Consider the following 23,563-nt stretch of genomic DNA (forward strand, 5'->3'; position numbering starts at 1 on the left):
GTGTGCTCCTGGTTATGCGTGCTAATTGCAGATCTTGCCGCCGGTTGAAGAGTTCAGGCTTTCCCGCGGCAGCGTAGTCGTGAACGAAGGCATGGCCAGCGTGATCGGCACGACGGGAATGAAGGTCTTGACCGAGATGTTGGCAACGCTGACGGTGACCGAGCGGCACGTGCTGCGGGCAGCGTCGGCGTCCGCGTCGCAGCCGCTGGGCTCGTAGCCGATCTGGATATTGGTGGCCTGTAGCTTCGGCATCAGATTGGTCATCCTGGCCTTGATGGTCGCGTCCTTGGCGTCGCACACCGCCGCGATGCGTGCGCCCAGGCGGGTGGCCTCGCCAGCGGTGTTCCAGTAGAACAGCACGCGCGAGAACTCGGCAATGCCGATCAGCAGCATGAAGAAGATGCTGGCTACCAGGGCGAACTCGATCGCGGTGGCGCCGGCCTGGTGCGGACGCAGGCGGGTGGTACGATGCGGAGTCATAGCACTTGCCTCATGACTGTTGCGATATCGGAGAACGCCAGGTTTCCCACCTTGATGTAGGTCTGGATTGGCGAATATGAGTAACCCGATATCTTCACTTCGACCAGGTTGATGGTGCCGGCCTGCACGCCTGAACTGTCGCCGCCCTCGTAGATGGGGACGTTGGCGAACTGCTTGCCGCCACATCCGCTCGCCTCGACACGGTCACAGACGACCACCATCGAGGTGCTGAGGCCTTTCACCAACACCTCGCCTTCGCAGACGCTCTTGCCATAGACGGCCATGCACTTTGCCTGCGCCAACGGATAGCCCGGCTCGCTGGGCGCGTACTGCGACAAGAAGCGGGCAGCGTCGCGCGTGGCTTTGGTCAGGGCGTTGTATTGGTAAATGGCGCGACCGTACTCCGCCACCCCGCTCACCAGCAGAAGCAAGGGCACCAGGACCAGTGCGAATTCCACCGCGACCACCCCGCGTCGATTGTGCCGAGTGTGCCGATTGCGCCTGCGCTGGCTGCATCGCTCCATGATTCGCTCCTATTGCACCAGCACCGGCACGCGGGGGCCTGCACCTGTATCGGACCCGGGCACGCCCTGGGTCGCGCAGGGGCTGGTTGGATCCTTCGAATTGCCCAGATATTCGAGGTAGACCACATCCTTTGCGCTGGGCTCCTGCATTGGCTGCACCATCAGCATGCAGTTCCAGGAAACTACCTTGGCCAGCTTGGCAGAGGCGAATTCGGTGCAATCCACCATGGGAACATGTACCAGCCTGCGGTCGGCGCCGGCCTTGTGCACCGCCTGTGTCGACTCCGTACCCTTGGTGGTCAGGCCGCTATTCTTGTCCGTCTGGTATGGCGAGTTCGCGCTCCGCTTCTGGATGAAGTCAGCGTAGGCGTTGCCGCCGTTCGGCGGATTCCATGTAGTTACGCTGTAGGCATAGCCGGTAAAGTCCGGCGCCCCATCGGTCGGTCCCTTGTAAGAGCCGGTATAGATACCGAAGCGGGTATTCCACGCCGCGATCAGCGCCGAGATATTGCCCGGTTCACCAACCTTGGAGCCCACTGCCGGCAGGTCGCACTGTCCGCTGCCGGCAATCAGGTCCGCCAGCTCGGAAGCACCGCCGGCCGGAGGCGACAAGTCAGCCCAGCCAAAGCTGCCGGGGCCATACGGGTCCTTCGGATCGACCTTGGACTTGATCCAGTCGCCGCGGTTGTACGCGGTTTTGGGCGGATTGGCCGTCGGCGGCGTGCAGACATAGACCGGGATTGCGCAGGCCGTCTGCGCACTGGTGGTGGTGGCCACGCCCATTGCGCTTACGGTACTGGGCTGAATGTCGATGCCTGGCAGCAGGTTAAGGAGGTGGATGAACCAGTGGGCAATATCCGTGCGCTCGGCGGTGCATTTGACGTACTTCACCTTGTCCAGCGCGAACGGCACCTTGTCCTTGGTGTAATAGGTACCGTCAGGCGTGTCGCCGTACGAGACGTTGAGATCCTTGACCATCTTCACTGCCTCGTTCTGGAACATGGCAGCGTTGCTCGTGCCGGTGGCAAGGCCGGCCGCCTCCGACACAAGCAGCGGCGTGGCCCCGGTAACGTCGCGCGCGGCGGCCAGCGCGCAGGCATCGACGCTGTTCTGCAGCTCGCTCTTGGTCACATAGAGCTTGCCCAGGTCGAGCGCCAGCCCGACGAAGCCGATCAGTACGGCCAGCGACAGGCCGACGATGATGGCGATCGCGCCACGCTGCCGCTTGCGCCAGGTGGTCCGCCGGCCTCGGTGGGTGGTAGGGCGTGACATATCGGCTCTCCGTGGTTTGCGCGGATCAGCGTGACCCGCCGCCTGACATGCCCACGCCACCGTAACCGCCGGCGCCGAAGTCGATCGTCATAGAGGGCGAGCTGCCTTGCTTGCCGTTGGCCAGCGAACGGTCGAAGTTCTTCATTGCCGCCACCGCGGTCTTGCCATCGGTGCCGGTGACCGTGGGTAGGCCAGCCGGCGCATCGGGATTGATGATCTGCATCTGCGTAACCGTGGCGAGCGCCACGCCGCGCTGGCCATCCCACACCGGCGTGGAGGTCATGCAGGCCGACAGCGAGAGGCAGGCCAGGCTGCCGAGCACCAGCGTGGCGGTGCCGCGCGAAAGGTTGAGTTTCTTGATCATGATCATTCTCCTTTGGGCGCGGCGGTTCAGTTGCCGCCCGCGGCGCTGCGCGTGGCGATCGCGGCGGCTTGTGCCTGTGCCAGGCGCGCTGCGGTGGCTTCGATGCGGGCGATGCGCGCGGCGGTGTCCTCGGCAGGGGGGGCGGCGGCGATATTGCGGGCAACTGGTTGGGCCGGTTCCGGCGCGCCGGAGGTCCGAGGCATTGCGGTCGCGGCTGCCTGCGCTCCTGACGATCCAGCAGTTGCCGGCGGGTCCAGTGGGCGACCCGTCGGCACCATCGAGACCGATGTGCCAGTGCCTTCGCTGCGCGGCGTCGACGGCGGCGTGACGGGTGCGGCGGCCGGCGCGGCGGGTTGCGAAGGGGCCGGCGCGGGCTGCGGCGCGGGCTTGCCGCTGCCTTCCATATTGCCCATGAAGTACAGCGACAACGGGTTGGGCGTGGAGAAGCTGTCGGTCGGCAGCGGGTAGTTGTTGGTCTGCATCGGCTTGACCAGGCGCGGCGTGATGACGAACACCAGTTCGGTCAGGTCCTGCTGGTACTGCGTGCTGCGGAACAGCGTGCCCAGCACCGGCACCTCGCCCGCACCCGGCAGCGCCTTGAGCGAGCCGCGCGCGCTATCGGTCAGCAGCCCGCCGATGGCGAAGCTTTCGCCGTCGCGCATCTGCACGGTGGTGGAGGCGCGGCGGGTGGTGATGACAGGCAGGATGGTCTGGCCCGCCAGCGTGCCGCCGCGGATCGTGGCACCCGTGGGCGACAGCTCGGACACTTCCGGCGACACCTTCAGGTGGATGCGGCCGTTTGCCAGCACAGTGGGCGTGAACTTCAGGCCCACGCCGAATTCTTCTTCCTGCAGCGTGACGGTGCCAGCCCCGTTCAGCACATTGGCCTGCGCTACCGGGATGTAGATCTTGCCACCGGCGAGGAAGCTGGCCTCTTGGCCGCTGATCGTGACCAGGTTTGGCTCGGCCAGGATCTTGACCAGGCTGTCGTTCTTTTGCGCGTCGATGGCGAACTCGAAGGGCAGGTTGTTGGCCTTGCTGCCGAAGATGGCCCCCGAAGCGCCGGTCAGCAGCGACGTCACGACACCACCCGTCCACGAGCCAAAGCCGCCCTGCAGGTTGACCGCGGAACCTAGCTGGTTCAGCAGCGTCTTGGATACCTCGGCCACCTTGACTTCCAGCATCACCTGCTGCGGGCTGTCGACGGACAGCATGTTTAGCACGCCGCCTTTCTTGTCCCCGTTCTTGCCGTCGGTGCCTTGTGCCGCGTTGGCGTACGCCTGGGCGATGTCCATGGCCTGCTGGGCGGACTGGGCATTGGTGACGCTGCCGGTCAGCACAAGGTTATCGGCTGCGGTCATTACGCGGATGCCAGGCTCGCCGGGCAAGAGCTGGCCGAGCGACGTCTGCAGGCCGCCGGCATCGGCATTGACCACAACGTTGATGATGGTGCAGGCGCCGCTGCGGCCTTGCACGATCATGTTGGTGGTGCCCACGCTGCGGCCCAGCACGTAGAGCGTCTGGGGCGAGACCATGGTGGCCTGCACGACATTGGGATTGCCCAGGGTGCGGTTGCGCACGGGCTCCTGCAGCGAGATCAGCTGCGACTTGCCGACCGGCACCATCACGCTGGATTCGCTGCGGATCGCGCCGACGCAGTTGGGACCGCGCGCCTCGGCGGACGGCGCGGGTGCCTGCGCCGCGCCCTGCGCCAACGTGGTCGGGGCACCTGGCGTCATGCTGATGGTCATCTGCATCGGTGCCGCAGGTGCCTTGGCCGCGGCTGGCGCAGTGGTCTTGGTCAGAACGCCCGCCTCCATGGCGGCTTGCGCCGCGGCGGCCAGCGGGGTGAAGAGGATGGCGGCAAGCACCAGGATACGGGTGCCGCCTGCGGCGTCGGATCTTTTCTGGTTCATTTTGAATCTCCCCCCGGAGAGGCTGTGATGCAGATCAGGATTCGTTGGGCGTCGTGCGAGACGCAGTCAGAAGCACTCGACGCCGCCCTGCATGCCTGCCAGCACACCGATGCAGTTGCCACGCGAGGGCTGTGCTGCCACCGTGCGGGTCTTCACCACGGTGCGCGTGGCCGTCTGGGTCACGACCTTGACGGGCGGCGCTTCGGGTGCCTTGCCCAGCAGCGTGCCCTTGGTGGCGCCGCCAGTGTTGATGTCAGCAACGTCCATCTGGTTGCGCAGCACGAGCGACAGCGTGCCGACACTGCGGGCCACGTCGAGCTTCTCGGCCTGCTCGGGCGTCACTTCCAGCGTGACGGCATTCACCACCTTGGGCTGCGTGTCGTCACGGCTGACCTGCTGCGCTACCGCCAGCACCAGGATCTTCTCGAGCACGATCTTGGAGATGTTGCTGTTCTGCGCGTTTCGCGCTTCTTCATTCGTATTGACGATCACGTCGACATAGTTGCCCGGCAGCGCGAAGCCGGCCACACCCACCACGTCATTGACGCGAACCGTGATCGCGCGCTTGCCGTCGTTGATGACCGCCGACAGTCCGCCCTTGGTGCCGATCGGCGCCAGCTTGGCATCGAGAACCGGCTCGCCGCGCTGGAGGCTGGTGCGGACCACGCGGCCCTCCAGAGCCTTCATGTCCTGGAACGCACCAGGCGGAACGCTGCCAGTCGGCCAGCTGACAAGCCGCAACTGGCTGCCGTTGAGCGGTTGCCCCAGGTTCAGGTCGTTGGCGGCTACCACTACCTGCCTGACCGAACTCGATGACTGCTGCACCAGCCATCGCGACGCCGACACCACTGCCGCCACGCCGGCGACCAGGGCAATCAGCAGCATCAGGATTGCGCGCATGTTTTTCATGATGACTCTCCCCAGTATTCCCAATGGTTTCCGTGTCGGCTGCTATTGTTCAGCTCGCGGCGCGGTGGTTGTCTGACCAGCGACGGGCGCCGCTGGCCTGCGGCATTCCTTCGGGCGAGGTGCGCAGCCCGTAATAACCCTGCCAGGCCGCCACCAGGCGCTCCTCTGTGACTTGCGGCGCGGCGCCGTGGTAATGCACGCCGGAGGCGACCAGGCGCAGCAGGTCGCGCGGGATGCAGGCGAACAGCGGCGTATCGCTGGCGTAGTGCAGGCTGTCGACAAGGAAGTCGAACACGGCCTCGCCGCTGGCCAGTCCGTATTCGGCGGCAGTGCGCTGGTACACCTCGCGGTAGTCGTCCACCGACAGCGGGCCCACGTAGAGCTTGCTGCCGAGCCGGCGCAGGAAGGCATCGTCGCCGAGCTCCGCCGGTTCAAGGTTGCTCGAGAACACCGGCCATACGTCGAACGGCACCGTGAAGCGCACGCCTGTCTGCAGCGTGAACATGTCGATGTTGCGGTCCAGCGGCACGATCCAGCGGTTCAGCAGGTCGGTGACGCCAACCAGCTGGCGGCCCAGGTCGTCGATGATGTAGATGCCATTGTTCGCCTTCATGTGCGGCGGCGCCTGGTAGAAGCCGGCGACAGGGTCGTGGCGCAGGTCCAGCATGGACAATGTCAGTTCGCCGCCGGACAGCACCACCGGGCGGTGGCAGAGAGTCCAGCGGCGGTCCAGCGAACGGCGTGCCATCGAGTCCTCGCTGTCATCGCAGGGCACATGGACCAGCGGGTCGTAAACCTGGATGATTTCGCCGGCCACGGTGATGGCATGCGGCACCGGCACCGCCCCCGGCAGCAGCATCCCCAGGCGCTGCGCCAGGTAGGTCTTGCCGCTGCCGGCGGGCCCGTAGATCATCAGGGCCCGGCAGGTATTCAGCGACATGCCGATGGCATCCAGCAGGTGCACCGGGATCACCAGGTCATGGAAGGCCGCGGTGACGTCCGCCTTGGTCACCGATGCCTGGCCGACTGAGTGGCGCTCCACCGCCTGGACATAAGCGTCCAGCGTGACCGGCGCAGCGCCGACGTAGCTGCAGCGCGCCGAGGCTTCGGCGGCGCGGGCATAGCCGGCGTCCGTCAGCCGGAAGCGGACGTCGAGGTCGCTGGCGCCGCGGTGGGCGATTTCCAGCAGGCGCTCACGTACGGCGACGGAGGCGACTTCGTTGACCACGGTGCCCGGCAGCTTCAGCGTGTCGGTAAGCACTGCCAGCGTGACGGTGCGGTGCTGGTAGGCGGCCTTCATCAGCAGGCCCAGCAGCAGTGCCACTTCCAGCCCGGTGTCGGCGATGGTGCGCGGCAGGACGTGCCAGGGGGACAGGGCCACCGTGCCGTGGTCGGCCTGGGTATTCCTGGCTGTCGCTACGGGTTCGAGGTGCCGCGTGGCGTGACCCGTGTCGTGGTACTCATTCATTGCCTTCCCCCGGTTGCTGATCTGCTTGTTCTGGCGCTTCAAGGCGCTCGCCGTGTGCTGGCTGCGCTGTCGTGTGGTTCTCAGGTGCTGGCAAAGAGCATGGCAAGCGTGCCGGCGGCAATGGCGACGCCGTAGGGTATTGAGCCTGCGGATGCTTCGGTTTCCGGCTGCACTGGCCTCGCACGGCGTTGAACCGCCATGCTGAGCATGTAGCTCACTCGCGACAGGGTCACAAGCGTCTGCCTGGTGACGAGAAGGTGCACCAGCGCCCACACGCCACCGATCACGCATGTCGCAAGCGCGACGTTCACAACCATGGCCGCGCCAAGCCAGGCGCCCACGGCTGCCAGCAGCTTGACGTCGCCGGCGGCCATGCCGCGCAGCAGGTAGAAGGGCAGAAACAGCGCCAGGCCCACCAGCCAGCCAGACAGCCATGCCAGCGAGCCAGCGGTGATGCCATGAATGGTCATCTGGACTGGCAGCGCGGCGACCCAGGCGCCGAAGGTCAGCCAGTTGGGAATGCGGCGCCGGTCCAGGTCGATGGCCGCAGCGGTCAGCACGATGCCGATCGTGGCGGGGCCTACGAGGGAGGCGAGAGTCGTGGCTGTTTGCATGGCGTGTCGGCTTGAGGGTTGGGGCGATTGGTCAGGGGAATTACTGTGCGGATGTTCTAGGGCATGCTGGAAGCAATTAGGTCGTACATCTCTTTCACTGCGCCGCTAAGCTTGAACACGGAGCCGATAATGGCCACCGCAATCAGCATGCCGAGCAGCGCGTATTCAAGAGAGGAGACGCCTTTGTCGTCTTGCAGCAGATCCTTTGATACGGCGAGGAACTTCGACATTGGCGTCTCCGAATTCACGGCGAAGGCTTGAAGCACGGGCGCACCGCACGGCCAACGCGTTGCTGCAGCCATATATGCGTCCGCGTCGATTGCATATCTATCATCAGGTGGGAGTCTTGTTGGCGTCCTGGAGCGACGTGCCGATCTTGTCAAACGTCAAGTCCAATTCGGTGCCAACAAGCCTGACGGCCGCAATGATGACGACGGCAATCAGCGCGGCAATCAGGCCATATTCAATGGCGGTCACGCCTTCTTCATCGCGGATGAATTGCTTGAACATAGTGGTCAGGGTTTGCATGATTAACTCCTTTGGTTTGGAATAAGCACTACAGGACTGCGGAACTTCGGAAAGGAATGCAACCGGCACCAGATCTCAATGCCGGGAAACACAGCATCACGGCGGGGCGCAGATAGCACATGCATGGAAGGGCCAGCGGCCAGGACCGCCGCACATGCCCTGCGGGCTGCGCGCCTCCAGCCGGCGTTCGGCCGAAGCGTGCATGCAGCGAGCTACGTGGTGCGCATGGCCAGCGCGGGTCATGCAACGGAACGGCACGCTGCCGCCCATGCGGGCGGATGTGGCGTGACCAGCGTTCCGGTGCGTCAGCGCGAAATGGCGTGCGGCAGGCATGGCAAGTTTCCCCGTATCGTTTTTTGGTTCTGATGCCGGCTGGTTGCTCCAGCATCTCGGCATTCGTCTTTGTGGCGGTGCCGGTGCCAGGACATAGGCAAGCGGCGGGCCAGCCAACACGAAACCCTTGTGCCATAAGGCTTTCCGGGAAGCATGGGTGAAGCGGTGGCAGGCCATCGGAACCGTATGCGGTGTTTTCACCGCGCTTCGTTGCCGGCGGGAAACGCAAGCCGCAGAGGCCATTTCGGATGAACCAACTAACGGATTAGGGCGCAGGGCGCGTTGGCACGCGGGGGGCGGTCAATCCAGGGCAGGCGCCTCAACCAAAAGCATGATTTGGCAGGGTTGGATGAGAGCGATACATACGGCGCTTGGATGGGGCTTTGCGGTTGTCGCTGACTGCGGCGCGGACAGTGTTGCCTGATGGATGAGGAAGCCAGCCCGGCGGGCCAACGTTTCCGGATAGAAACGTCGACGCCTTCCGTGGCGCGCCTGGCATGTGTTGCAATCCCGGCCGGATCCCCTGCAACCCCTGTATTTGCGCGGCTTGCCGGCCAGGCAGGCCGCGTGATTCACGGCGGAAACGTTGCTCGATCCGGCGTCGCCCGGGACGGCTGTCCATGCGTTGCCGACGCCCGCGCGCCTTGCTTTCTGTACGGTGTGCGACAAGACTGGGCCAGTAAGAACGGCTGCGCCTCCGCTATGCACGGCGGGTGGCGCATGCACAAGACTAAAAAAGCTCGGGGGAAGATGTCGCATCGACAGCCGGTGTGGTTGCACACGCGCACGCCCCCTGATGCAGGTATTGCCAGCATCGGAGGATCCAGGTCATGTCCAACTATGAAACCCAGCTCCTGTCGTTGGTGGTGCCGTTCCACAACAACGGCGCTGCGACAGATGGCTTCTTTGCGCGCGTGCTGCCGATCCTGGAATCCCTGCACGCCACGCAGTTCGAGATCGTCTGCATCAACGACGGTAGTACGGACGATACGCTGCCCAGGCTGGTCGAAGCGGCGCGCCATGATGGCAGGATCCGCGTGATCGAACTGACGCGCTGCTTTGGCAAGGAGGCGGCCCTGACTGCCGGCATGGACGAGGCACACGGGGACGCCGTAATTCCGTACGATGCCGACCTGCGTGATCCGCCCGAGCTGATCCCGACGCTGGTCCAGTGTTGGCGGCAAGGTGCGGAGGTGGTGCTGGCCCAATGCATGGGTCCAAGTGAGGGCTCCTACCTGAAGCGTTTGGCCGGAGCCGTTTGCGACCGCTTGCACAACGCACTGTCAGACCTGAAGATTCCCAGCAATGTCGGTGAATTTCGTCTGATGGATCGTGCCGTGGTGAATGCCCTCAAGCAGCTTCCCGAAAGGCACCGCTTCATGAAGGGTCTGTTCTCCTGGGTGGGCTTCAGTACCGTGATCGTGCCGTACCAGCGTGAACAGCGCCGTGCGGGCTTATCGAACGACCAGGGAGGCGGGCGGTGGAGGGCGACGCTGGCCGACATCGCCAGCTTTGGATCGGTGCCGCTGCGTGGCTGGACGTACCTTGGCTCGTGCATCGCGCTGGTTTCAATCTGCTACGGCCTTTACATCGTCGCATGTAGTGCGATGGGTAATGCGGACGGCTTCGGCTATGCGCCGGTGATCGCGCTGTTGCTGTTTTTCAGCGGCGTGCAGCTGATTGGCATTGGCCTGCTTGGCCAATATATCGGGCGCATCTACGAGGAATCAAAAGGCCGGCCGATCTACCTGGTCAAGCGCCGCTACCATACGCGCCGTCCGCAGCGGCGCGCAGGCGGGGACGGCAAGATCATTCCACTGGTTGCCGGCAAGCGCAGCTGACAGACGCCTGCGCCGGTGCGGCCGCGCGGCGTCGCGGCCGGCTATTTTTTTGAGGCAGGCAGGCATGCCGGGCCCCAAGCTAGCAAATCATGAAGGTAAAGCGCTGGCGGGATCGCGATCGACCCCGCCAGCAACGTCGTGAGAGATGGGTTGGGCGTGCGTGCGTAACCGGATGGGCGCGGTTTGCCTGGACGGTCTCCCGCCTCAGCTTCCCTGCACGCACACCATCCCCATATCCCCCTTCTTCACCTGCAGCTTGTAATCCCGCATCAGCCTGAACAGCGTCACGCGCGAAATCCCAAGCTCCGCGGCGACGTCAATGAGCCGTTCGTGATTGCGTTGCAGCGCCTCGATAATGGCGTTCTGCTCCGCGGCCTCGCGGATTGCCGCGAGCGTCAGCGGGCGTTCCTCGGCGGGTGCGGCCAGCTCCAGGTCCGCCGGCTGGATCACGCCGTCTTCGCACATTGCCGCGGCGTGGCGGATGCGGTTGATCAGCTCGCGCACATTGCCCGGCCAGTTGTGTTGCTGGATCGCACGCAAGGCCAGCGGCGAGAAGCCGCGGATGCGTGCCGGCGACTGCTTGCGCACGCCTTCGAGCACGTGCTCGGCGATCAGCATGATGTCGCTGCCGCGTTCGCGCAGCGGGGGCTGGCGCACGCGCAGCACGCACAGGCGGTGGTAAAGGTCGCCGCGGAAGCGCTCGGCGGCAATGGCGGCCTCGAGGTCGACGTGGGTGGCGGAGACGATGCGTACGTTCACTTCGACCGATTCGGTGCCGCCCAGGCGCTCGATGCGGCCGGTCTCCAGGAAGCGCAGCAGGCTGGTCTGGCTTTCCAGCGGCATGTCGCCGATTTCATCGAGGAACAGGGTGCCGCCCTGCGCCATCTCGATGCGGCCGGGCTTGCGCTTGGTCGCGCCGGTGAAGGCACCGCGCTCGTAGCCGAACAGCTCGGACATCAGCAGCGTGGGCGGGATGGCGGCGCAGTTGACAGCCACGAACGGGTGCGAGGCGCGCTCCGACGCTCGGTGGATCGCTTGCGCGGCCAGTTCCTTGCCGGTGCCTGACTCGCCGGAGATCAGGACAGGGGTGTCCCAGCGCGACACCTTCTCGATGCCGCGGAACAGCGTCTGCATGGCCGAGCAGCTGCCGATCATGCCGTCGGGGCGCAAGGTGCCGGGGGTGGCGCGCTGCACACCGGGCCGCAGCTGCGCCATGCCATGCGCATGGCCGAGCGAGTGGGCCAGCTCGGCGTGCTCGAACGGGGCGGTGTAATAGTCGACGAAGTACAGGCCAAGCAGCCGTCGCGCGGTCTCGGTCAGCGCCTCGCGCCCGGCGACGGCGCCGATCCAGCCGATCTGGGGTTGCGCGAGCCAGGGCTCGAACGATTCCAGGTCGGCGTCACTGAAGCCGCTGTGCAGGTCCAGCAGCGCGGCATGGGGCTGGTTGCCGGCCGGCAGGGCATGGAGGTCTTCCAGGCAGGACGCGAAGCTGAGTTTCCAGCCACGTTGGGCAAGGACCCGGCACAGCATGGCGTCGTGGTGCTGCGACAGGTACAGCAGCGGGCGGTTGGCATACGCGCTCATACGATTTCCCCGGATTTCTTCTTATTTAACGAAGCCGGCGGCGGCGGTTGCCGCGCACCGGATTCGGTGGCCCTGAGGCCCGCGCCAGCGCCACGCACTATGGATGCGTCACGCGGGCGTCCTCCCCGAATTCTGTTTTGCCGTCCCGCTGTTGCGCCGCGTAGTCCGCCGCTGCCGCGCCGATGTCGATGGCATCGGTCACGGCAGCGGCGTCTCGCCGCGCCTGCATGGCAGGCCGGTCAGCACCCCATTCATCCAGACGCGCCGGCAAGCCGGTACATCCGCGTTCCCCTTTGCCGCCCGGTGGTCCGGACTGGCGGGGTCTTTCCAGGTTCCACGGGCCGCGCGCTTGCGCGCGGCCCGTGTCCCGAAAGACCTCCTCTGATCTTGTCGGCAACCGCTGCAAAGCAGGCAGCAGCAAGCTCCGGTGCGGGCCAGTTCCAGCCGCGTGGCCCAACGCTTACAGCACCAGCCCGACGCCCCACCCTGGGATGCGAGGGTCGTTCTGAAACTGATCTTCGGCGAACGCGTGCCATATGTTTGCCGCTTCCGTTTCAGACTTCCCCTGTGTCGGGCTTCTGTTCGCGGAGACATAAGTGCGACGAACGTGCCAGAGTGCAGCAGGCCTTTGATTTGAAAAGGAAATCGTGAAAAGCGCGCGCGCGGGTCGCCGGCGAGCCGTCAAAAAACGTTCGGATTTTGATACATCGTTGGCAAGTTTCATGCTGCAGTGCAGCATGTCAACGGTGACACATGCCAGCGATACGTCACACGTTAACCAGATGATGTGTCGAATGGCGTACCTGGAGGCATCCGTTGCCATCCGAAAGAGGGGAAGCGGTAATTTCAACGCTCAGGCGTCATGAAACCTATGCTGCACGCGGAATCGCGCTCCCGGAGGTTTCATTTCCGTTACAGCGAACTGGATCTTTTGCAGCCGGCGTGGCCTGCCGAAGACACCTTGTCTCAGCCTTTTGGCGCTTTGCAGCCAGGTGTGTCTGTGCCGGGAGGCGTCTGCGCCGGACGTTGACAGGCATTTGCGGGGTTCCGCGCATGAGCTGGCATGCCGGGACTCGCCTGTTTGGATGAGTATCGTGGGACGTACACGCGTGCCGGCACGGTCAGCAAAATGGTTGCATCGGTGAAACTCGGAGGGATTTCGGATCCGGGCGAAAGTCCGCTTCCAAGGTACGGCGCCGGGGTTGTGATCGCCCGCCAGCCGTTGAAAAGCCTGGAGTTATCGAAAATGATTCGTATTGCCAACTTCGGCGTACGAAACAATTTCATGAATGAAACTGATGCTGTTGCCCGCCGACGGTTGGAGGCGTCTGCGTGGCCTCGCCCCGCACCTGCTGCTGCAACCAGGCGTGGAAGGCATGGATCGCCTTTTCCCGCGGATTGCCTTCGCGCCAGGTGACCCAGTAGTGCAGGCTGGACGGAATGCGGGTCGAGCCTATCTGCACCAGCTGGCCGGTGGACAGGTAGTCGTGCGCCAGTTGCGCGCGCGCGGTCGCCACGCCCAGCCCGGCCACCGCGGACTGCAGCATCAGCCCTGCATCCTGGAAGATCGGGCCGCGCTCGGGCTCGTCGCCCGGCAGTCCGGCGGCTTCGAGCCAGTCGCGCCACGGGCGCAGTGCAAAGCGCAGCATCGGCAGGCGCGGCACGTCGGCCAGTGTGAAGCCGGGGTAGCGCGCCAGCAGCGCCGGGCTGGCCACGGCGATGACGTGGTCCTCGATCAGGTTGTGGCATTCGAAGCCGGGCAGGTCGACGCGCTGGTGCCAGATGCCGACGTCGACGCTGTAGGGGTCCGGCGGGGTGATCTCGGCGTGCATCCGCAGGTGCAGGTCCAGCGACGGCACCTGCTCGTGCAGGCTGGGCAGCCGCCGGATCAGCCAGGCGTTGGCCAGGTCCTCCATCACGCTGACCTGCAGCCGCACCACCGGCGGCGCGGCGCTGTTGCCAGCCTCGCGCAGCGCGCTTTCGATGCTGTCGAGCGCGGCGCGCACCTGCTCGGCCAGCCGCGCGCCGGCGCTGGTCGGGGTCATCTGGCTGCCGGTGCGCTGGAACAGCTTGGTGCCCAGGCTGGTTTCCAGCCCGCGGATATGGTGGCTGATGGCGCTGTGCGTAAGCGCCAGCTCTTCGGCCGCGCGCGAGAAGCTGCGGTGGCGCGTGGCGGCCTCCAGCGCACGCAGCGCTTGCAGCGGAGGCAGGTGAACGGGGCGATTCGCGGGTTTGCCGGGTGATTTGGCCATGGCCGTCAAATTCTACTCACAATTGCCGCGGGTATGTTTCGTTGGCCTTGCACCGGAATGGGGACGACAATGCAGCCCATGACAACTACCACTTCTACTGCCTTGTCTTCGGCCCCCGCGCCAACACAACAAGCTGACGCCCGCTGGCGCGTGCTGGCCGTATTCTCGCTGGGCTTTCTGGTTTCTTATGTGTTCCGGGGCGTCAACCTGGGCTTCGCGCCGCACCTGACGCGCGAGCTGGGGCTCAATGCCGGCGACCTCGGCCTGCTCACCAGTTTCTATTTCCTCGGCTTTGCCTGTGCCCAGCTGCCGGCCGGCATCCTGCTGGACCGTTTCGGCCCGCGCCGCACCGAGGCGGCGATGCTGCTGGTGGCGGTAGCCGGCTCGCTGGTGTTCGCGCTGGCGCCGGGCATGGCCGGGCTGGCCGCCGGCCGGCTGCTGGTCGGCGTGGGCGTGTCGGTGTGCCTGGGTGCCGCCATCCAGGCGCTGTCGATGTGGTTCCCGCTGTCGCGCATGCCGCTGCTCAACGGCGTGGTGATGGCGATCGGCGGGCTCGGTGCGGTGCTGGTCGGCACGCCGCTGTCGTGGCTGCTGTCGCTGACGGACTGGCGCACGATCAGCGCCGGGCTGGCCTGCGTGTCGCTGGCGATGGCGGTGCTGCTGTGGTTCGGCGTGCCCGACAAGCCGCGCGCCGGCAAGGAAAGCCTGCGCGAGCAACTGCGCGGCACGCGCCAGATCCTGGGCAGCGAGCGCTTCTGGCGCGTGGTGCCGCTGACGCTGCTCAACCAGGGCGTGTTCCTGGCGGTGCAGACGCTTTGGGTCGGTGCCTTCCTGCGCGATGTGTCGGGCTTCGATCCGGCCACCAGCGCGCGGCTGGTCTCGGTGATCGGCTTTGCGATGATGGCGGGCTGCGTCGGCTCGGGCTGGGCGGCGCGCCACCTGGAACGCATCGGCGTGAGCCTGTACGCCTTTGCCGGCATCGGCATGACCGGGTTTATCGTGGTGCAGGGGTTGCTGATGGCACAGGTGCCACTGCCGCCGGCGCTGCTGTGGGCGGCTTACGGTGTGTTCGGTTCCAGCGGCATCCTGACCTATGCGGTGCTGGCGCGCAGCTTCCCGGACGCGCTGATCGGCCGGGCCACCACGGCGCTGACGCTGACAGTGTTCCTGGCCACCTTTGCGTGCCAGGTAGGGGTTGGGTTGGTGCTGGACCTGTGGCCGTCGAGTGCAGGCCATTATCCGAAGGCGGCCCACCTGACGGCGTGGGCGGGGCTGGTTGGGCTGCAGGTGCTGGCTGCGGTCTGGTATCTGATGGGGGCGCGCCGCGCGCCGGCCCGCTAGATCACCATCGGCCGGTCATCCAGCTCATTGGGGTTGTGCCCGCCGTCCGACGGGAAATGGGTAGCCAGCAACTCATGGACGCGTGCCACCGTGGCCAGCACCGGTGCCACCGACAGGTCCTGCTTCAGCCCGTGTGCCAGCTCATCGCACAGTTCGCGCCAGATGGATGGCCCCACGCTGGCGTCGATGCCGCGGTCGGCCAGCAGTTCGACCGCGTGGTCGGCCAGGTTGATGTAGAGCAGCACGCCGGTATGGTCGGCGGTATTCCAGACTTCGAGCGCGCCGAACAGGAAGCGGGCGCGCTCGCGCGGGGTCACGCCGGCCCAGGCGTGGCCCATCGGCAGGCTGGCTTCGATGACCACGCGGATCTCGCCGCGATGGCGCGCCTCGCCGGCATGCACCGCAGCATGGAGCTGCTGCTGGGCCTCGGGCGGGAAGTGCTTGCGCGCGGTGCCGGCGGTGGTGGCGAGATGGTGCAGGGCACGTCGGAGATGGGGCATGGTCGTCGCTTATCTGTTACCAGTTGCCGGATGCGCCGCCGCCATCGAAGCCGCCGCCGCCTCCGCCGCTGAAGCCGCCGCCACCTCCGCCGCCGCCGCCGAATCCTCCGCCACCAAAGCCTCCGCTGCGCCGGCCCCAATCCTGCCCCATGCCATAGCCGCCCAGCCCACCCAGGCCGCCGGCGATCACGTCACGGCCGCGCCCGGTGGTGACGATCTGCGGCCCGCGCGAGCGCAGCATGGCGCCGATAAAGAAGAACAGGATGATCGCCAGCGGGAACAGCACCGGCAGCCAGTCGTCCAGCCCGGAGGCCTGCTGCGCCTTGCGCGGCTGCGGGCCGGCCAGGCCTTCCTTGTCGATGGTGGCCTGGATGGCGGAGATGCCGGCCGCCAGCCCGCCGTAGAAATCGTTCTGGCGGAAGTGCGGCGCCATCACGTCCTGCAGGATGCGCTTGGACATGGCATCGGTCAGCGACCCCTGCACGCCGCGGCCGACCTCAAGCCGCATCTTGCGCAGGCCGGGCGGGTTGTCCTTGGCGATCAGCACGATCACGCCGTCGTCGATGCCCTTGCGCCCGGCACGCCAGGCGTCGGCCACGCGGATGCTGTAGGCGTCGATCGGCTCGGGATCGGTGGTCGGCACCATCAGCACGAAGATCTGGCTGCCGCGCTGCTGCTCGTATTCGCCCAGCACGTTTTCCAGGGCGGTGCGCTGCTGCGAGGTCAGCGTGCCGGTCAGGTCGGTGACGCGCTGGGTCAGCGGCGGCACCGGGACAAAGCCGTCGGCCGCCAGTGCCGGCGCGCACAGCCATGCCGCCAGCCACAGCAGCAGCGCGGCGAAGGCCGGCCGCCACGCGGACGGCCGCGGCATCGGGCTGGTCAGGCGCATGGCCGCTGCCTCAGAACTTGACCGCGGGGGGCGTCGAGATGGCCTTCTCGTTTTCCACCGTGAATGAAGGCTTGACCGGGTACTTGAAGATCATCGCGGTCAGGTTGGTGGGGAAGCTGCGCGCCAGGATGTTGAAGTCCTGCACCGCGGCGATATAGCGCTGGCGCGCCACGGTGATGCGGTTCTCGGTGCCCTCCAGCTGCGACTGCAGGTCGCGGAAAGAGGCGTCGGCCTTCAGTTGCGGGTAGTTCTCGGACACCGCCAGCAGGCGCGACAGCGCGCTGGACAGTTCGCCCTGCGCCTGCTGGAAGCGCTTGAATGCTTCCGGGTCGTTCAGGGTCTCGGGCGAGACCTGGATGCTGGTGGCGGCGGCGCGCGCCTTGGTCACCGCTTCGAGCGTCTCGCGCTCGTGCGTGGCATAGCCCTTGACGGTGTTGACCAGGTTGGGGATCAGGTCGGCGCGGCGCTGGTACTGGTTGATGACCTCGCCCCAGGCCGCCTTGACTGCCTCGTCCTTGGACTGGAAGTCGTTATAGCCGCAGGCGGTCAGCAGGCTGGCCATGGCCGCCAGCAGCAGCCAGCGCAGCACGGACAGCGGCGAGCGCAGTGGCAAAGGCAGGGAGGAAGAAGCGCGCATCGTGGGGCTCCGCAGGTTAGGCATGATGGCATGGACAAGCGAATCCCAAGTGTAGCGCACCGCCTTTCTGACAGGTGACGGCCAGGCGACGGCCAGGCGACGCCCGGCGCGTCGCCTGCCGGCGTGGCCTCAGGCCGCCGCGAACGCCTTGCGCGCGGCGTCGAAGGTGGCGCCCAGGATGGCGTCGTCGTGCTGTGCCGAGACAAAGCCGGCCTCGAACGCCGACGGCGCCAGGTAGACGCCGTTGTCCAGCATGGCATGGAAGAAGCGGTTGAAGCGCGCGGTGTCGCTCTTGGTCACTTCGGCAAAGCTGCCAGGCACGCCTTCGCGGAAATACAGGCCGAACATGCCGCCGATGGCATCCGCGGCGAACGGTACGCCGGCCGCCCGCGCGGCTTCGGCCAGGCCGTCGGCCAGCTTGCGGGTTTGCGCCGCCAGCTTGTCGTAGAAGCCGGGCGCCTGGATCAGCTTGAGCGTGGTCAGGCCGGCGGCCACCGCCAGCGGGTTGCCCGAGAGCGTGCCGGCCTGGTAGACGCCGCCCAGCGGCGCCAGCTTTGCCATGATGTCGCGCCGCCCGCCGAAAGCCGCCGCCGGCATGCCGCCGCCAATGACCTTGCCCAGGCAGGTCATGTCCGGGCGAATGCCGTAATAGGCCTGCGCGCCGCCCAGGGCCACGCGGAAGCCAGTCATCACTTCGTCGAAGATCAGCACCGCGCCGTCGCGGCTGCACAGCTCGCGCATGGCTTTCAGGAAGGCGTCGCTGGCGCGCACCAGGTTCATGTTGCCGGCCACCGGCTCGACGATCACCGCGGCGATCTCGCCGGCGTGCCTGGCGAAGGCCTGCTCCAGCTGCTCGACGTTGTTGTACTCCAGCACCATGGTGTGGCGCGTCACGTCGGCCGGCACGCCCGCCGAGGAGGGCGCGTTCTGCGTGGTGTCGGCAAAGGTCAGCAGGCCCGAGCCGGCCTTGACCAGCAGGCTGTCGGCATGGCCGTGGTAGCAGCCCTCGAACTTGATGATCAGGTCGCGGCCGGTAAAGCCGCGCGCCAGGCGCAGCGCGCTCATGGTGGCCTCGGTGCCGGAAGACACCAGCCGCACCTGCTCGATCGATGGCACCAGCTTGCAGATTTCTTCGGCCATGGTGATCTCGCCCTCGGTGGGCGCGCCGAACGAAAAGCTCTGGGCGCAGGTTTCCTGTACCGCGCGCACCACTTCAGGGTGGGCATGGCCAACGATCATCGGGCCCCAGGAGCCGATGTAGTCGATATAGCGCTGGCCGTCGGCATCCCACATATAGGCTCCCTCGGCGCGCGTAATAAAGCGCGGCGTGCCGCCCACCGAGCGGAAGGCGCGCACGGGGGAGTTGACGCCGCCGGGAATGGTCTGCTGGGCGCGGTCGAAGAGCTGCTGGTTACGGGACATGGCGTTGAGTGGAATCAAGGACTGCTGGGAACGTGGCGGCGCGGCCGGACAGTCCGTAGACATGCAGGCAATACCGATGAACTTCACGGCAATTGCCTGTCAATCCGGCGCTAACATGCGCGAACACGGCGGAACTGGCACGATTCTGGCTGCCGCCGGCTGGCGCGGGCGGCACGGTTTCGGTACCATCTGCGCTGGATTTTAATGGAGAGTGGCCAGAGCCTGTTATGGAATACAAGACTTGGATGTGCCTGATCTGCGGCTGGATCTACGACGAAGCCGCAGGCGCGCCGGAAGACGGCATCGCCCCGGGAACCCGGTGGGAAGACGTGCCCATCAACTGGACCTGCCCGGAATGCGGCGCGCGCAAGGAAGATTTTGAAATGGTGGCCATCTGAAGCTGGCCGCCTGAAGGCACGACGCCAGCTTGCGCGCCATCGAGGCTTCACAGAAAGCCGCCAGACTGGCAGCGCGCGTCGCGCCGATACGACAGAACGCCGGCAAGGGACCGCTGCCCCGGATTGACGGCCCAGCGGCGTCTTGTCACACTCTGTTGCAAATTATGTGGCCGTCCATCCGCCATTGGTAGGGAAGACGGCAGGCAGGTGCGGGGTCCACGCACCGCCGCTGCCGGGTCTGGCCCGGCCTTGAAGGGAAAGCAGAATTATTTGTCGGGGGTCCGTCGGGGCGCGCATGGGTCGCGCTGCTCCGCACGGGTGTTCTCTAGTGCTTGCCGGCGCGCCGCATGGTGTGGCCGGTCGCGGGAACAACATGCGGGTCGCTCAAACAGAAGAAAACCAGCGGGTCAATGCCGCCGGCGTCAGCGTTGCGGCGCCTGGCGTGCCAATGCCGGACACCATGGCGCACGCGCGCCGCAAGGTCCTGGTCATCGACGATTCCAGCACCATCCGCCGTACGGCGGAGATCTTCCTGTCGCAGGCGGGATACCAGGTGATGCTGGCCGAGGACGGCTTCGAGGCGCTGGCCAAGGTCGGCGAGCTGCATCCTGACCTGGTCTTCTGCGACATCCTGATGCCCCGGCTGGACGGCTACCAGACCTGCTCCCTGATCAAGAAAAGCCCGCGCTTCCACACCATCCCCGTAATCATGCTGTCCTCGCGCGACGGCGTGTTCGACCGCTCGCGCGGGCGCCTGGTGGGAGCGCACGACCATCTTGCCAAGCCGTTCACCCGTGAAGCGCTGCTGCAGGCCGTGCAGGCCTGCCTGCCGGACCACGGCGCCGCCTTGCCGGCATGCTGACGGCCTGAACGAATCGAAGGAAACCTCATGACCGCCATCAACAAGATCCTGATCGTCGACGATTCCCCGACCGAAGCGCTGTTCATGTCCGACCTGCTCGGCAAGCGCGGCTTCAAGGTCTCGGTCGCCGGCAACAGCGACCAGGCCTTCGCGCGCCTGGAATCGGAAAATTTCGACCTGATCCTCATGGACGTGGTGATGCCCGGCCAGAACGGCTACCAGGCCACCCGCGCGATCAAGCGCGACGACCGCTTCAAGGACATCCCCGTGATCATGTGCACCAGCAAGGGCCTGGACACCGACCGCATCTGGGGCATGCGCCAGGGCGCGTCGGACTACATCGTCAAGCCGGTGGACGGCGAGGAACTGCTGGGCAAGATCGCCGCGCTGTCGCACTGAGTTGCCAGCGCCAGCCGTACGGGATGCCACTGCCACCAGTACCGGGGACCGCCACATGAACGCGCCACGCCAAGACCTACGCGCCCGCCAGACCCGCCTGCAGGACTACCAGGCCATGCTGGCCCGGCGCCTGCGCGAGGCGCGCAGCCTGCCCGCCGCCGACAGCTACCTGGCGCTGCAGATCGGCACGCGCCACTGGCTGCTGCCGCTGGCCGAGACCGGCGAGGTGCTCGACATGCGCCAGCCCAGCCGCGTGCCGCTGACGCAGCCGTGGTACAGCGGGCTGGTCAATGCACGCGGCAGCCTGCTCGGCGTGATCGATTTCAGCCTGTTCTGCGGCGGCGCGCCGACGCCGGTGCAGCCTGGCAGCAAGCTGGTGGTGCTGTCGCGCCAGGTGGAGCGCGCCTGCGCGGTCCTGGTTACGCGCGTGGCGGGTTTGCGCCATGCCGCGGATTTGGGCCTGCCGCACGAAGAGGCGGCACAAGAACCAGGCGAAGCGCCGGCTTGGGAGGGCCAGCGCTTCGCGGATCGTGAGGGACGCGACTGGCAGGTGCTCAACGTGCGTGCGCTGCTGGAGGCGCCGGCGTTCCTGCAGGTGGGCCGCAGCGCGGCCTGAGGCGGCGTGAACCACCCCACGCCGCAACCGGGCAGGAAATACCGGGCGCTACAACCGGGCAATAACAACCAGGCAATAACACGCGCGGGCCACGGGCTGGCGCACCCGGCACGAGCCGCCGGGCACAACAACGAATAACGGAAGAGGGTGCCATGGGTTTCAAGAAATTCAGCCTGGGCCGGCGTACGCCGGCAGCCGACGCCGCCGCTGCGGCCGCCCTTGGCGGCGGCCCGGAAGCCGCACCCGCCGCACCTGCCGCACCCGCGGCGCCCGCCGGCCTTGGTGCCACGCCGCTGGAGCACGTGTCGGCGTGGCTGGGGCGCATGCCGTTCTCGTCGCAGCAGCGGGCGCTGACGGTGGGCGTGGTGGTGTCGCTGGTGGCGCTGCTGGGCTCGGTGTACCTGGACAACCGCATCGCCAACAATGCCGCGGCGCAGATCGAGATCGCCGGCGACATGCTGATGCACTCGCAGCGCCTGGGCAAGGCGGTGCCGGTGGCGTTGCTGGGCAATGCGCAGGCCTTCAAGCAGCTGCGCGAGTCCAAGGAAACGCTGGCGAACGACTTGAAGGCGTTGCAGGAAGGCAGCGACGAAAAACGCGTGCGCGCCACCAGTGGCGACGCCGGCCCGCTGCTGGAAGCCGCGATGACCTCGTGGAAGCGCTCCGAGAAGAGCGCGGCCGATGTGCTGGCGCAGCAGCCGGTGCTGACCACCATCGGCCAGACCCTGCAGGTCTTCAACGCCTCCAACCCCGAACTGCTGGAAGCCGCCGAGCAGGTGGCCGCGATCAAGCTGCAGTCCGGCGCCAATGCGCGCGAGGTGGCGGCGTCCGCGCAACTGGTGATGCTGACGCAGCGCCTGGGCAAGAACCTGAACGAGTTCCTGGCCGGTGAAGGCGTCAACCCCGAAACCGCGTTCCTGCTCGGCAAGGACACCAACACCTTCCGCGAGACGCTGGACGGGCTCATGAACGGCAGCGAAGCGCTGCGCCTGGGCGCGGCCACCGATGACGAGACGCGCGGGTACCTGAAACAGCTGTCGCAGCGTTTCGACGCGGTCCAGAAGACCACCCAGACCATCCTGCAGAACCTGCCCGGCCTGATCGCCGCCAAGCGCGCGCAGCAGCAGATCTTCAACGACAACGAAGCGCTGCGCGGCGAGCTGTCGGCGCTGCAGCGCGCCTATGCAGAGTCGGCGCGCTTGCGCCCGGTGACGCTGGGCGCGACCGTGGTGTCGGCGCTGCTGACGCTGCTGTGCCTGGTCGGCCTGGCCGCGCTGTACCTGCGCGATTCGCGCATGCGGGCGCTGGAAGCCGAGGCGCGCGAACGCGAGGCCGAATCGCGCCGTCTCGACGAAAAGCGCAACAACGACAACACACAGAAGGCCATTCTGCAGCTGATGAACGAGTTGCAGGACATCGCCGACGGTGACCTGACGCGCCAGGCCACGGTGACCGAGGACATCACCGGCGCCATCGCTGACTCGGTCAACTACACCGTGGAAGAACTGCGCGAGCTGGTCGGCCGGGTGCAGCAGACCGCCGGCGAGGTGACGCAGGCCTCGGGCCAGGTGCACGCCACGTCGACCCAGCTGGTGTCGACCACCGAAGAGCAGTCGCGCCAGATCCGCCAGACCGGCGAATCGGTGGTGGAGATGGCGGACCGCATCACGCAGGTGTCGCGTGGCGCGGCCGAGTCGGCCAACGTGGCGCGCGCCTCGCTGTCCGCCGCCGAGCAGGGCCAGCAGGCGGTGCAGAACGCCATCACCGGCATGAACGACATCCGCGAGCAGATCCAGGAGACCTCCAAGCGGATCAAGCGGCTGGGCGAGTCGTCGCAGGAGATCGGTGAAATCGTCGAGCTGATTTCCGACATTACCGAGCAGACCAACGTGCTGGCACTGAACGCCGCCATCCAGGCCGCATCGGCCGGCGAAGCCGGGCGCGGCTTCTCGGTGGTGGCTGAAGAAGTGCAGCGGCTGGCCGAACGCTCCGGCGAGGCTACCAAGCAGATCGGCGCGCTGATCCGCACCATCCAGACCGATACCCAGGACGCCGTGCACGCGATGGAGCGCAGCACGCAGGGCGTGGTCGAAGGCGCGCGGCTGTCGGACAACGCCGGCGCGGCGCTGGTCGAGATCGGCCGCGTGTCGCGCCAGCTGGCGGAGCTGATCGAGCAGATCTCGCAGTCCACCTCGCACGAAGCCGACCTCGCCACCACCGTGGCGCGCCATATCGAACGCATCCTGCAGGTCACCGAGCAGACCACCACCGGCACGCGCCAGACTGCGCAGTCGGTGCGCCAGCTGACGCTGATGACCGAGGAGCTGCGCAACTCGGTGCAGCGATTCAAGATCGCCTGAGTGGCCGGATGACGCCTGCGACCGCTTCCGCGCTGCGCGGCGCCTGCTGCCACG

General features: G+C 66.5%; 24 protein-coding genes. 7 read left to right on the plus strand and 17 right to left on the minus strand.

Annotated features, from left to right (window positions below):
- Positions 1 to 21: 21 nt before the first annotated feature.
- The 10 genes from CTP10_RS03335 to CTP10_RS03380 all read right to left on the minus strand — a co-directional run bounded on the left by CTP10_RS03335 (position 22) and on the right by CTP10_RS03380 (position 8,075).
- A complete protein-coding gene (locus CTP10_RS03335) occupies positions 22 to 480 on the minus strand; it encodes a TadE/TadG family type IV pilus assembly protein (protein WP_116317325.1) in 459 nt (152 codons plus the stop codon).
- On the minus strand, positions 477 to 1,004 hold the full coding sequence (locus tag CTP10_RS03340; RefSeq protein WP_116317326.1) for a TadE/TadG family type IV pilus assembly protein: 528 nt from the start codon (positions 1,002 to 1,004) through the stop codon (positions 477 to 479). The genes CTP10_RS03335 and CTP10_RS03340 overlap by 4 nt, the downstream gene beginning before the upstream one ends.
- 9 nt (positions 1,005 to 1,013) lie before the next feature.
- Positions 1,014 to 2,276, minus strand: a complete 1,263-nt coding sequence (locus CTP10_RS03345) for a pilus assembly protein TadG-related protein (protein ID WP_116317327.1) — start codon at positions 2,274 to 2,276, stop codon at positions 1,014 to 1,016.
- A 25-nt stretch (positions 2,277 to 2,301) separates the two neighbouring features.
- A complete protein-coding gene (locus CTP10_RS03350; RefSeq protein WP_116317831.1) occupies positions 2,302 to 2,640 on the minus strand; it encodes a hypothetical protein in 339 nt (112 codons plus the stop codon).
- Between the two features lie 26 nt (positions 2,641 to 2,666).
- A complete protein-coding gene (locus tag CTP10_RS03355; protein ID WP_116317328.1) occupies positions 2,667 to 4,556 on the minus strand; it encodes a type II and III secretion system protein family protein in 1,890 nt (629 codons plus the stop codon).
- Between the two features lie 66 nt (positions 4,557 to 4,622).
- The gene (gene cpaB, locus CTP10_RS03360; protein ID WP_116317329.1) at positions 4,623 to 5,465 is read right to left on the minus strand and encodes a Flp pilus assembly protein CpaB; all 843 of its coding nucleotides are present in this window, start codon (positions 5,463 to 5,465) and stop codon (positions 4,623 to 4,625) included.
- A gap of 49 nt (positions 5,466 to 5,514) precedes the next feature.
- Complete coding sequence (locus CTP10_RS03365; protein WP_116317832.1) at positions 5,515 to 6,933, minus strand: ATP-binding protein; 1,419 nt, start codon at positions 6,931 to 6,933, stop codon at positions 5,515 to 5,517.
- Positions 6,934 to 7,013: 80 nt separating this feature from the next.
- On the minus strand, positions 7,014 to 7,547 hold the full coding sequence (locus CTP10_RS03370) for an A24 family peptidase (RefSeq protein WP_116317330.1): 534 nt from the start codon (positions 7,545 to 7,547) through the stop codon (positions 7,014 to 7,016).
- A gap of 56 nt (positions 7,548 to 7,603) precedes the next feature.
- Positions 7,604 to 7,777 carry a Flp family type IVb pilin gene (locus CTP10_RS03375; protein ID WP_116317331.1) on the minus strand — a complete coding sequence of 58 codons (174 nt, stop codon included), beginning with the start codon at positions 7,775 to 7,777 and terminating at the stop codon, positions 7,604 to 7,606.
- Positions 7,778 to 7,880: 103 nt separating this feature from the next.
- Positions 7,881 to 8,075: a Flp family type IVb pilin gene (locus CTP10_RS03380; protein WP_116317332.1), complete on the minus strand. Its 195-nt coding sequence runs from the start codon at positions 8,073 to 8,075 to the stop codon at positions 7,881 to 7,883.
- 1,163 nt (positions 8,076 to 9,238) lie between these two features.
- Here CTP10_RS03380 and CTP10_RS03385 point away from each other — a divergent pair.
- Positions 9,239 to 10,249: a glycosyltransferase family 2 protein gene (locus tag CTP10_RS03385; RefSeq protein ID WP_116317333.1), complete on the plus strand. Its 1,011-nt coding sequence runs from the start codon at positions 9,239 to 9,241 to the stop codon at positions 10,247 to 10,249.
- Between the two features lie 204 nt (positions 10,250 to 10,453).
- Here the strand turns inward: CTP10_RS03385 and CTP10_RS03390 are convergent, their stop codons facing one another.
- The 3 genes from CTP10_RS03390 to CTP10_RS03400 all read right to left on the minus strand — a co-directional run bounded on the left by CTP10_RS03390 (position 10,454) and on the right by CTP10_RS03400 (position 14,085).
- A complete protein-coding gene (locus CTP10_RS03390) occupies positions 10,454 to 11,833 on the minus strand; it encodes a sigma-54 dependent transcriptional regulator (RefSeq protein WP_116317334.1) in 1,380 nt (459 codons plus the stop codon).
- A 460-nt stretch (positions 11,834 to 12,293) separates the two neighbouring features.
- Positions 12,294 to 12,557, minus strand: a complete 264-nt coding sequence (locus CTP10_RS03395) for a hypothetical protein (RefSeq protein ID WP_147316179.1) — start codon at positions 12,555 to 12,557, stop codon at positions 12,294 to 12,296.
- 559 nt (positions 12,558 to 13,116) lie between these two features.
- A complete protein-coding gene (locus tag CTP10_RS03400; protein ID WP_116317335.1) occupies positions 13,117 to 14,085 on the minus strand; it encodes a LysR substrate-binding domain-containing protein in 969 nt (322 codons plus the stop codon).
- 78 nt (positions 14,086 to 14,163) lie between these two features.
- On the opposite strand from CTP10_RS03400, the gene CTP10_RS03405 reads away from it, so the two are divergent.
- Entirely contained in the window at positions 14,164 to 15,426 is a 1,263-nt protein-coding gene (locus CTP10_RS03405) for an MFS transporter (protein WP_116317833.1), read from the plus strand.
- On the opposite strand, the gene CTP10_RS03410 is transcribed toward CTP10_RS03405, so the two are convergent.
- The 4 genes from CTP10_RS03410 to hemL all read right to left on the minus strand — a co-directional run bounded on the left by CTP10_RS03410 (position 15,423) and on the right by hemL (position 18,874).
- On the minus strand, positions 15,423 to 15,926 hold the full coding sequence (locus CTP10_RS03410; protein ID WP_116317336.1) for a TPM domain-containing protein: 504 nt from the start codon (positions 15,924 to 15,926) through the stop codon (positions 15,423 to 15,425). The two genes, CTP10_RS03405 and CTP10_RS03410, sit on opposite strands and share 4 nt — an antisense overlap.
- A gap of 16 nt (positions 15,927 to 15,942) precedes the next feature.
- The gene (locus CTP10_RS03415; RefSeq protein WP_116317337.1) at positions 15,943 to 16,815 is read right to left on the minus strand and encodes a TPM domain-containing protein; all 873 of its coding nucleotides are present in this window, start codon (positions 16,813 to 16,815) and stop codon (positions 15,943 to 15,945) included.
- Between the two features lie 10 nt (positions 16,816 to 16,825).
- Entirely contained in the window at positions 16,826 to 17,452 is a 627-nt protein-coding gene (locus tag CTP10_RS03420; protein WP_116317338.1) for a LemA family protein, read from the minus strand.
- Positions 17,453 to 17,581: 129 nt separating this feature from the next.
- Entirely contained in the window at positions 17,582 to 18,874 is a 1,293-nt protein-coding gene (hemL, locus tag CTP10_RS03425; protein ID WP_116317339.1) for a glutamate-1-semialdehyde 2,1-aminomutase, read from the minus strand.
- A 227-nt stretch (positions 18,875 to 19,101) separates the two neighbouring features.
- Here hemL and CTP10_RS03430 point away from each other — a divergent pair, with 227 nt between their 5' ends.
- From CTP10_RS03430 to CTP10_RS03450, 5 genes are all read left to right on the plus strand, one after another.
- Positions 19,102 to 19,272 carry a rubredoxin gene (locus tag CTP10_RS03430; RefSeq protein ID WP_010813017.1) on the plus strand — a complete coding sequence of 57 codons (171 nt, stop codon included), beginning with the start codon at positions 19,102 to 19,104 and terminating at the stop codon, positions 19,270 to 19,272.
- Positions 19,273 to 19,645: 373 nt separating this feature from the next.
- On the plus strand, positions 19,646 to 20,134 hold the full coding sequence (locus tag CTP10_RS03435; RefSeq protein WP_116317340.1) for a response regulator: 489 nt from the start codon (positions 19,646 to 19,648) through the stop codon (positions 20,132 to 20,134).
- Between the two features lie 27 nt (positions 20,135 to 20,161).
- Complete coding sequence (locus CTP10_RS03440) at positions 20,162 to 20,533, plus strand: response regulator (RefSeq protein WP_116317341.1); 372 nt, start codon at positions 20,162 to 20,164, stop codon at positions 20,531 to 20,533.
- A gap of 55 nt (positions 20,534 to 20,588) precedes the next feature.
- Entirely contained in the window at positions 20,589 to 21,149 is a 561-nt protein-coding gene (locus CTP10_RS03445) for a chemotaxis protein CheW (RefSeq protein WP_116317342.1), read from the plus strand.
- A 152-nt stretch (positions 21,150 to 21,301) separates the two neighbouring features.
- Positions 21,302 to 23,509: a methyl-accepting chemotaxis protein gene (locus CTP10_RS03450; RefSeq protein ID WP_116317343.1), complete on the plus strand. Its 2,208-nt coding sequence runs from the start codon at positions 21,302 to 21,304 to the stop codon at positions 23,507 to 23,509.
- Positions 23,510 to 23,563 lie beyond the last annotated feature (54 nt).

It is taken from the genome of Cupriavidus sp. P-10 (assembly GCF_003402535.2).
Classification (GTDB): domain Bacteria; phylum Pseudomonadota; class Gammaproteobacteria; order Burkholderiales; family Burkholderiaceae; genus Cupriavidus.

Coding starts and splice junctions, on each gene's coding strand:
- CTP10_RS03410 (WP_116317336.1), bottom strand. CDS start 15,926: ATGCCCCATCTCCGACGTGCCCTGCACCATCTCGCCACCACCGCCGGC.
- CTP10_RS03375 (WP_116317331.1), bottom strand. CDS start 7,777: ATGTCGAAGTTCCTCGCCGTATCAAAGGATCTGCTGCAAGACGACAAA.
- CTP10_RS03430 (WP_010813017.1), top strand. CDS start 19,102: ATGGAATACAAGACTTGGATGTGCCTGATCTGCGGCTGGATCTACGAC.
- CTP10_RS03370 (WP_116317330.1), bottom strand. CDS start 7,547: ATGCAAACAGCCACGACTCTCGCCTCCCTCGTAGGCCCCGCCACGATC.
- CTP10_RS03405 (WP_116317833.1), top strand. CDS start 14,164: ATGACAACTACCACTTCTACTGCCTTGTCTTCGGCCCCCGCGCCAACA.
- CTP10_RS03435 (WP_116317340.1), top strand. CDS start 19,646: ATGCGGGTCGCTCAAACAGAAGAAAACCAGCGGGTCAATGCCGCCGGC.
- CTP10_RS03400 (WP_116317335.1), bottom strand. CDS start 14,085: ATGGCCAAATCACCCGGCAAACCCGCGAATCGCCCCGTTCACCTGCCT.
- CTP10_RS03365 (WP_116317832.1), bottom strand. CDS start 6,933: ATGAATGAGTACCACGACACGGGTCACGCCACGCGGCACCTCGAACCC.
- CTP10_RS03380 (WP_116317332.1), bottom strand. CDS start 8,075: ATGCAAACCCTGACCACTATGTTCAAGCAATTCATCCGCGATGAAGAA.
- CTP10_RS03350 (WP_116317831.1), bottom strand. CDS start 2,640: ATGATCAAGAAACTCAACCTTTCGCGCGGCACCGCCACGCTGGTGCTC.
- CTP10_RS03445 (WP_116317342.1), top strand. CDS start 20,589: ATGAACGCGCCACGCCAAGACCTACGCGCCCGCCAGACCCGCCTGCAG.
- CTP10_RS03420 (WP_116317338.1), bottom strand. CDS start 17,452: ATGCGCGCTTCTTCCTCCCTGCCTTTGCCACTGCGCTCGCCGCTGTCC.
- CTP10_RS03345 (WP_116317327.1), bottom strand. CDS start 2,276: ATGTCACGCCCTACCACCCACCGAGGCCGGCGGACCACCTGGCGCAAG.
- CTP10_RS03355 (WP_116317328.1), bottom strand. CDS start 4,556: ATGAACCAGAAAAGATCCGACGCCGCAGGCGGCACCCGTATCCTGGTG.
- cpaB (WP_116317329.1), bottom strand. CDS start 5,465: ATGAAAAACATGCGCGCAATCCTGATGCTGCTGATTGCCCTGGTCGCC.
- CTP10_RS03340 (WP_116317326.1), bottom strand. CDS start 1,004: ATGGAGCGATGCAGCCAGCGCAGGCGCAATCGGCACACTCGGCACAAT.
- CTP10_RS03395 (WP_147316179.1), bottom strand. CDS start 12,557: ATGAAACTTGCCAACGATGTATCAAAATCCGAACGTTTTTTGACGGCT.
- CTP10_RS03335 (WP_116317325.1), bottom strand. CDS start 480: ATGACTCCGCATCGTACCACCCGCCTGCGTCCGCACCAGGCCGGCGCC.
- CTP10_RS03415 (WP_116317337.1), bottom strand. CDS start 16,815: ATGCGCCTGACCAGCCCGATGCCGCGGCCGTCCGCGTGGCGGCCGGCC.
- CTP10_RS03440 (WP_116317341.1), top strand. CDS start 20,162: ATGACCGCCATCAACAAGATCCTGATCGTCGACGATTCCCCGACCGAA.
- CTP10_RS03390 (WP_116317334.1), bottom strand. CDS start 11,833: ATGAGCGCGTATGCCAACCGCCCGCTGCTGTACCTGTCGCAGCACCAC.
- CTP10_RS03450 (WP_116317343.1), top strand. CDS start 21,302: ATGGGTTTCAAGAAATTCAGCCTGGGCCGGCGTACGCCGGCAGCCGAC.
- CTP10_RS03385 (WP_116317333.1), top strand. CDS start 9,239: ATGTCCAACTATGAAACCCAGCTCCTGTCGTTGGTGGTGCCGTTCCAC.
- hemL (WP_116317339.1), bottom strand. CDS start 18,874: ATGTCCCGTAACCAGCAGCTCTTCGACCGCGCCCAGCAGACCATTCCC.